General features: G+C 63.9%; 9 protein-coding genes. 3 read left to right on the top strand and 6 right to left on the bottom strand.

Annotation, left to right across the window (positions count from 1 at the left end; translation table 11 throughout):
• The 3 genes from IVB47_RS21845 to IVB47_RS21835 all read right to left on the bottom strand — a co-directional run.
• A partial coding sequence (locus IVB47_RS21845) for an outer membrane beta-barrel protein (protein ID WP_247464186.1) occupies nt 1–586 on the bottom strand: 586 nt, incomplete at its 3' end.
• Nucleotides 587–808: 222 nt separating this feature from the next.
• Nucleotides 809–1,129: a hypothetical protein gene (locus tag IVB47_RS21840; RefSeq protein ID WP_247283193.1), complete on the bottom strand. Its 321-nt coding sequence runs from the start codon at nt 1,127–1,129 to the stop codon at nt 809–811.
• A gap of 84 nt (nt 1,130–1,213) precedes the next feature.
• On the bottom strand, nt 1,214–1,618 hold the full coding sequence (locus IVB47_RS21835; RefSeq protein WP_247283195.1) for a Rid family hydrolase: 405 nt from the start codon (nt 1,616–1,618) through the stop codon (nt 1,214–1,216).
• 115 nt (nt 1,619–1,733) lie between these two features.
• On the opposite strand from IVB47_RS21835, the gene IVB47_RS21830 reads away from it, so the two are divergent.
• Both IVB47_RS21830 and IVB47_RS21825 read left to right on the top strand, forming a co-directional pair.
• Nucleotides 1,734–2,501: a helix-turn-helix transcriptional regulator gene (locus IVB47_RS21830; RefSeq protein WP_247283197.1), complete on the top strand. Its 768-nt coding sequence runs from the start codon at nt 1,734–1,736 to the stop codon at nt 2,499–2,501.
• A 42-nt stretch (nt 2,502–2,543) separates the two neighbouring features.
• The gene (locus IVB47_RS21825; protein WP_247283199.1) at nt 2,544–2,834 is read left to right on the top strand and encodes a hypothetical protein; all 291 of its coding nucleotides are present in this window, start codon (nt 2,544–2,546) and stop codon (nt 2,832–2,834) included.
• Nucleotides 2,835–2,967: 133 nt separating this feature from the next.
• On the opposite strand, the gene IVB47_RS21820 is transcribed toward IVB47_RS21825, so the two are convergent.
• Together IVB47_RS21820 and IVB47_RS21815 are read right to left on the bottom strand one after the other, a co-directional pair.
• Nucleotides 2,968–3,177: a hypothetical protein gene (locus IVB47_RS21820; RefSeq protein ID WP_027570060.1), complete on the bottom strand. Its 210-nt coding sequence runs from the start codon at nt 3,175–3,177 to the stop codon at nt 2,968–2,970.
• Nucleotides 3,174–3,338, bottom strand: a complete 165-nt coding sequence (locus IVB47_RS21815; RefSeq protein WP_247464184.1) for a hypothetical protein — start codon at nt 3,336–3,338, stop codon at nt 3,174–3,176. Before IVB47_RS21815 ends, IVB47_RS21820 begins: the two co-directional genes overlap by 4 nt.
• 338 nt (nt 3,339–3,676) lie before the next feature.
• Between IVB47_RS21815 and IVB47_RS21810 the strand changes: the two genes are divergently transcribed.
• A complete protein-coding gene (locus tag IVB47_RS21810) occupies nt 3,677–3,946 on the top strand; it encodes a hypothetical protein (protein ID WP_247283201.1) in 270 nt (89 codons plus the stop codon).
• Between the two features lie 15 nt (nt 3,947–3,961).
• On the opposite strand, the gene IVB47_RS21805 is transcribed toward IVB47_RS21810, so the two are convergent.
• The coding region (locus IVB47_RS21805) for an ABC transporter ATP-binding protein (RefSeq protein ID WP_247464181.1) at nt 3,962–5,088 on the bottom strand (1,127 nt) is incomplete at its 5' end.

The raw sequence follows: 5,088 nt of genomic DNA, 5'->3' as shown, positions 1-5,088 counted from the left end.
GGTACTCGGCCTTGGCCGACCAGTTCGGGGCGAACATGTATTCGAGGCCGGCGCCGACGGTGTAGCCGTTGCGGTGATCGCCCGTGATGACGAAGGCCGCCGGCACGCCGCCAACAGTGACCTTCTCGTTGTTGTCCGAATAAGCGTAGCCACCCTTCACATAGAGCAGGCCCGGACCCCAGGTGTAGCCGACGCGGCCGGTGATCGAGCCGAGACCGCGCTGGTCGTTGGTGTAGGCGACGCCGCCCGGGAACACCGCGCCGACGCTGCCGGAGAGCCAGGAATACTGGCCTTCGACGCCGACAACGAAGTTCGGGTTGAACTGCCAGTCCGCGCCGGCCTGCAGACCGCCGAGGAAACGGCCGTTGCCGTTGTTGCCGGTGGAGAGGCCGCTGAAATTGTTGTCGCTGGAGAACGCGCCGCCGACATGGCCGCCGATGTAGAAGCCGGTCCAGTTGTAGATCGGCGCGGCATAGGCGGGCGCGGGCGCCTTATAGTAATTGCGGTTACCGAGATCGGCACCGACCGCCGGCGCGGCAGCGCCCACCACGAGCAGCGCAACGGTCGCAAACAGAATCTTCTTCATCGTCCAAACTCCAACACTTAGGTCCGCGGCAGGCGCGCTTTCCGCGCCTCGTTGGTTCTGCAGATAGCTCGCTTTTGACGAAAATGCTGTCACATCCGTGGCACAGCGGCAGCCAACCTAACTTATTGGGCTGTAAATGATTTTCGTGCTTAATGGCGGCTTAAGAAGTGGTGAAGGAAGGCTTAACTCGGCGCTATCAGGGTAACTTGCGCGCGCATCTCGTTAACCAAGGCGGCGCCGCGCCTCATCGCGCATCTGTTCGCGGAATGCAGCGCGCTTTGCGGGCCGGTCTTCCTCGCGCACGTCATGACGATCGAACACGTCGAACTTCTCCAGGATCGGATAGCGCTCGCTCGCCATCGCGAGCACGCGCAGCACCTTGGTCGCCGACGGTGTCGGGCCGCTCACCTCCCAGCGCCGGATGGTGTCGGCGCCGCCCTTCTCCGGCAATCCGCAAAGCCGGGCCATGTCGGCCGCGGTGAGCTTGCGCTCGAGGACCTCCGAGAGATCGTGGCGGAGTTGCTTTAGTTCGGGACCGGTCATGTCGCCTCAATACGCGAAGTCGATGAGGTGAATGCACTAGCGCTGATTCGGGTCCATCCGAAGGCGGGCAATCCGCGCCTGACCTCATCCATGTTGCCTCGCCAGCGCGACGCAATCGACCTCGATGTCAAATGGCCCAGGCCAAGATGGAACGTGCAGGAAGATGCGCGCCGGTGAACAGTCCTGGAAGTAACGGGCATAGACCTCGTTGAACGTGGCGAAATGCGCGGGATCGGGCGTACAATAGACATTGCACTTGATCACCTCCGCCAGCGACGACCCCGCCGCTTCCAGGCAGCATTTCATCTGGTCGAGCACGATCTCGGCCTGCCGCTCGAACGGTAGTGTTCGGACCTCGCCCGTTTCGGGATCGAATGGCGGCAGGCCGGATAGATAGACGAAGCCTTCGACGACGACGACCGGATAGATCGGGCCTCTGCGGCGGCGCTCCAGATAGGTCGATATCGGCTCCACGCGGATGCGTTTCATGCTGGGCCTCCGGATTGTGTCGGAGCCACGGTAGAGCGCGCTCGGCGTCCAATGGTTCGGCCGCGGCCAAACCATCACCGTTGTCGTGCCGGGACGGTCGCGATACGCTTTCTCCATGGTCGCAGCGGCAAACATGGTCGAGGTGGCGGCACTGGTCGGCGATACCGCGCGGGCCACGATGCTGGCGGCGCTGATGGGCGGGCAGGCCCTGACCGCGAGCGAACTGGCGGCGCGCGCGCGAATATCGAGGTCGACGGCAAGCGGACATCTCGGCAAGCTGGTCGGGGCGCGGCTGCTCATCGTGACGCAGAAACGTCGCAACCGCTATTACCGCATCGCGTCTCCTTTGGTGGCCAGGATGCTGGAGAGCATCAAGGCCGTCGCCGCCATCGAGGTTCCGCCGCGTCATCAGTCACGCTCGATCGCCGACGATCAACTTCGCTTTGCGCGCACCTGCTACGACCATCTGGCCGGCTATCTCGGCGTCGCCATCGCCGACGCCCTCGTCGCCAAAGCGCACGTCGTGCTCACCGATGACGGCGGAGAGGTAACGGCCTCCGGAACGCATTTCCTCTCCGCGTTCGGCGCGGTGCTGGAGCCGAAATCCGGAAGCAGGCGAATCTTCTGCCGCCCATGCCTGGACTGGAGCGAGCGTCGCTTTCACGTCGCCGGTCACGTCGGCGCAGAGATTCAACGTTGCTGCCTGGAGCGCGGCTGGCTGAGACGGGACCGCGACACGCGGATCGTGCACGTCACGCCAGCCGGACAAATCGGCTTGCGCAAGACATTCGGCATCCATCTGAGCGGTAACGGCAACCGGTCCGCGGCATCTTCGCCCGCGCACGAAGTTATGAATGGGGTGCCCATGGAAATTCGCCGCTGAATGAACAAATGCCAAGGGGGCGGCAGAATGAAGTGATCAGCCATGACAAGCATCAAACCCGCCATCGCCGCCCTCGTCACCATCGGGCTGCTTGCCGCGCCGTTCGCGGCTGAAGCCAAAAAGCACCGGTCAATCCGATCTTACAGCACCGGCGTGGTGGCTCCGAATTATGGGAGCGCCGGATCGTTGGCAGCACAGCCCAGAGCCTACGGGTCGAGCGGACAGTCGGTCGGGACGGTCACGGCGCCATCGATCGGTACGTATAATTGGCCGTCCGTCGGCGTGACCAACGCAGTCCCGACCTGGAACAACACCAACCCGCCCATCCGATAGGCGCGCCTGTCCGGCGAGCCAATGCCGGTCACCCTGCGCCGGTCGCAAGGCCAGAGAAGATCAAGCGCGACCAGCAATGTTCATGGCGGTGGACCAGGCATTTCGGATCGTTCAGGGACAGCGCAGCCCGATCCTAAATTCCCCGACCGACCTGTTGGCCGATCACGCAGCGCCATCCGGCGAGGCGCTCGGCTGGATGCTGGTTCATCCATTCGGCGAGCTGTGGCGCACCCATCAGGCACGATTGCATCGAGACGTCGGCGAAGTCGGATGTGGTGACGGTTTGCTCATGACAGTTCGCTGGAGAGGCGAGGTTGCAGAGCACGGCAATGATCTTGATCACGCGAGGTTTCCTCCGTCGCTGCCACGCGCGGAGGCTCCGCTCGATCGTTCGCCTACCGGATCAGCCGGCGGGAAGATGCTGTCGTAGATCGCGCGCGCTTCCTGGATGAGGCGAATGCGCTCGCGCTCGGATTTCGAGACAAACTCAATAACCTGGCCCATGTCGGCTCCAATAGATCCTCAATCCATCATCACATGATGGAAATCATTTCATGCGGATGTGGGGTGCCGGCTTCGGCTTTGCAGCCGTGCGGGCGGTCACGAGGGATAAAAAGCCCGTGAGTATTCCGTTCCTGAAGTGGAACGAGATACCTCAGCGATGCGCCGGTCTCACGACGCATCTGTTCGGCCGGATCGCTTCAGCTTCGTGATGACGTGTTGAGCTCTGCGGTGTGAGGGCATTGCGGCACATTTTCTCGCGCGCGGAGTTGTAGATCACTCAGTGCACGTGCGCCTGACGACCGGCATTGCGATTGAGAGACCGCCCGAAAGGATCAGCCATGACAACAACGAAACGCTCCATTGCTGCACTCATTGCTCTCGGATTGGCCGCAGCGCCACTCGCTGTCAACGCACAGACGTCGGCGACAGGTACACCAGGCAGCACGAGCGGACGCACCGGAGCGCCGGTACAGCAAGGGACTATCGGAAGTTCCGGGCAGACCGTCGGCACCGTGACAGCGCCCTCGGTCGGAACGTCCAACCAGCCCTCCGTCGGCGTAACAAACTCAGTCCCCTCCTGGAACAACACGAATCCTCGACCGAAGTAGCCGCAATCGGCTGACTTACGCTGCCGGCGCGCGCTCCTTGCGCCCCGGCACCGCCGCGAGCAGTTCGCGCGTATAGGCATGTTCGGGCGCGGCGAACAGCTGCGCGGTCGGCTTCAGCTCGACTATGACGCCGCGCTGCATCACGGCGATTCGGTCGCAGATCTGGGCGGCAACGCGTAGATCGTGGGTGATGAACAGCATCGAGAGGCCGAGGCGGGCCTTGAGGTCTTCGAGCAGCCTCAGGACCTGCGCCTGCACGGAGACGTCGAGCGCCGAGACGGCCTCATCCGCGACGATGATCTCGGGCTCGAGCGCGAGCGCGCGCGCGATGCCGATGCGCTGGCGCTGGCCGCCGGAGAATTCATGCGGATAGCGCTCGAGGGCGCCGGCATCGAGGCCGACCATCTTGAGGAGATCGCGGGCGCGGTCGAACGCGACTTTCGGATCGGTACCGGCCGCGATCGGGCCGTCGGCGATGATATGACCGACCTTGCGGCGCGGATTGAGCGAAGCGAACGGATCCTGGAAGATCATCTGGATGCGATGGCGCTCGGCGCGTAGCGCCTTGCCCGCGAGCTTTGTGAGATCGGTCTCGCCGATCCGCACGGTGCCGCGATCAGCCTCGATCAGCCGCATCACAAGCCGGGCCACCGACGATTTCCCGGAACCGGATTCGCCGACCAGGCCGAGCGTCTCGCCCTTGAGAATCGTGAAGTTGACTTCGCGCGCGGCATCGACGCGGCGGTCCTCGCGAAACCAGCCGCCCGAGGTGACGTAGGTCTTGTCCAGTCCGATCACCTCGACCGCCTTGGCCCGGTCGTCGAGGGCGCTGCGGGCGGGCGGGTCCATCGAGGGCACGGCGGCGAGCAGCGCCTTGGTGTAGTCGTGCTGCGGCGCGTTGAAGACGGCCGAGGCGGGGCCTTCCTCGACCACCTTGCCGTGGCGCAACACGACGACCTGGTCGGCGATGTCGGCGACCACGCCGAAATCATGGGTGATGAACATCACCGCCATGTTGCGATTGCGCTGGAGGTTGCGGATCAGTTTCAGGATCTGCGCTTGCGTGGTGACGTCGAGCGCTGTTGTCGGCTCGTCCGCGACCAGCACCGCCGGTTCGAGCGCGAGCGCCATCGCGATCATGG

It is taken from the genome of Bradyrhizobium sp. 62 (genome assembly GCF_023073035.1).
Classification (GTDB): Bacteria; Pseudomonadota; Alphaproteobacteria; order Rhizobiales; family Xanthobacteraceae; genus Bradyrhizobium.
The sequence above is the reverse complement of the archived record's forward strand: the minus strand, read 5'-3'. Positions and strand labels throughout refer to the sequence as shown.